Annotated in this window: 2 protein-coding genes; both read right to left on the bottom strand. The window is 54.6% G+C overall.

Annotation, left to right across the window (positions count from 1 at the left end):
- Positions 1 to 29: 29 nt before the first annotated feature.
- The gene (gene trxA / locus A918_RS0104840) at positions 30 to 350 is read right to left on the bottom strand and encodes a thioredoxin (RefSeq protein WP_022709960.1); all 321 of its coding nucleotides are present in this window, start codon (positions 348 to 350) and stop codon (positions 30 to 32) included.
- Positions 351 to 460: 110 nt separating this feature from the next.
- On the bottom strand, positions 461 to 1,926 hold a 1,466-nt coding region (locus tag A918_RS19475), incomplete at its 5' end, for a 3'-5' exonuclease (RefSeq protein WP_022709959.1).

The following is a 1,926-nucleotide window of genomic DNA, read 5'->3' as shown; positions in this document are numbered from 1 at the left end:
GTTGGCTTTTTTGATAATGCTTTATCTGATTAAGCCGAAGCTTTGATCCAGTCAGCCAGACGGCTCTTTGGTGCAGCACCAACCATATTGGCAGCGATTTCACCATTTTTGAACATCAGCAATGTCGGGATGGAACGTACGCCATATTGCGCAGCCAGTTCCGGATTTTCATCGATATTGACTTTAGCGATCTTCACCTGACCGGACATTTCCGATGAAATTTCTTCCAGAGCCGGTGCAATCATTTTGCAAGGTCCGCACCATTCAGCCCAGAAATCCACCACAACCGGTTCAGAAGCTTTCAGCACATCGGATTCGAAATTGCTATTGTCAATTTTAACGGTCGCCATAGGCTTTCCTCTTTCGCTGTTACAGGCCAAAACCTGCTATGAAATTCATTATTAGCTGATATGTGGTGTCATTGTGATGAAAGGTCAATATAGTTTTCGAAGCGACCTCTTCATACAGCCTTGCCCAGAGCAATCAGCGCATGTTCCATCACATCCTCATCCAGCACAATCAGATGCGGCCCTTCAGTGAACAGCAATGCAGCCTCAACACGTTTATGCGGATAAAGCGGCTCAACCAGCGCGCGATACAGTGCAAGCTGAGTGATATAGGCCTGCGGCACTTCCTGCTGCGTGCGGGCTGGCGGACGGTTACTTTTATAATCCACAATCAACACACGGTCGTCTTCAACACAAATCCGGTCGATCTGGCCTGAGACTACCTGTTCCTTGCCGCGCAGCTGCAACTTACCCATCAATGAGACTTCCGCTTTGGAAGCCGGTGAAAATACCGCAGCAAATTGCGGATCATTCAGAATAGTGCTGACCGCTGCCAGTGCTTTTTCGCGCTGCGATTCATGCCAATCGCCGGCAGCAATATTCAGATAACGCTGTGCCGACTGCTCGCGTTGTTCCGCAGGCAAATCCGGCAGGCGCTGCAACAATGTGTGGATCACTGTACCGCGCTGTAGACCAAAACTGCGGCCACCGCCCTCGGTCTGTACGCCCTGCTCCAGCACCGGCGAACCGCTGCGTACAACCTGCTCCGCATCAGCCTCAATCAGTGCAGAGGCACCGGATGGCGTCAGCGGACGTGGCAACCCCTGCTCCGGCTCCAATGGGCGGCGATAATGGTCCGGCAATGGCGGATAGGCGGTCTCAGCCGCATCCGCTTTGTCCTGTATCTCCAGTTCCGCCAGTTCTGTTTTGCGATAACGCCGTGCGCTCACACCCTCAACCGGATGATCATAGGCCACGGCTTCATCTCCCAGCCCGTCAGCGGCCAGTTTCAACCATGTGTTTTCGCTCTCGCGCTCCCCGCGATAACCGCACAGGATCAGCCGGTCTTCGGCGCGGGTCATCCCCACATAAAGCAGACGGCGATATTCTTCCTCAGAGCGGGTTTTAAGCTCTTCCAGCAGCTCCGCAGTAAAACCGGTGCCGTAATCACTTTTCGGCAGCCAGAGAAAGCCCTTGCCCTCATAACCGTCCGGCTCAGCCATATCAAAGCTCAGCAGCTTTGGCGCACGCCCTGCCGACCATGCGGCATTGCCGGGATCAACCATGAAAACCACAGCCGCTTCCAGCCCCTTGGAGGCATGCACCGTCATGATACGCACTTCATCGCGGTTCTGATCCAGCTCGCGCTTAATCTCCGGCGAGGCTGCCTCCAGCGTTTCCAAAAAAGCCTGTAGCCCGGGCAGGCCACTGCGCTCTGTGGCAAGTGCATAATTCTGAAACTCGTCGATCACATCACCGGCTTCCGGCCCGAGCCGCGCCAGCAATTTACGCCGTCCGCCATCCTGTCCGAGAATACGGGCATAAAACTCAAAGACCGGCATTGTATCGGCCATATTGCGCCAGCGACGCAGTTTTGTGTACAGCACCTGCCATGCGCCCGCATCCGGCGCATCGCTTT

Origin of the sequence: Pseudochrobactrum sp. AO18b, assembly GCF_000409565.1 — a bacterium.
Classification (GTDB): Bacteria; Pseudomonadota; Alphaproteobacteria; order Rhizobiales; family Rhizobiaceae; genus Pseudochrobactrum; species Pseudochrobactrum saccharolyticum.
This window is presented reverse-complemented; position numbering and strand designations above follow the sequence as displayed.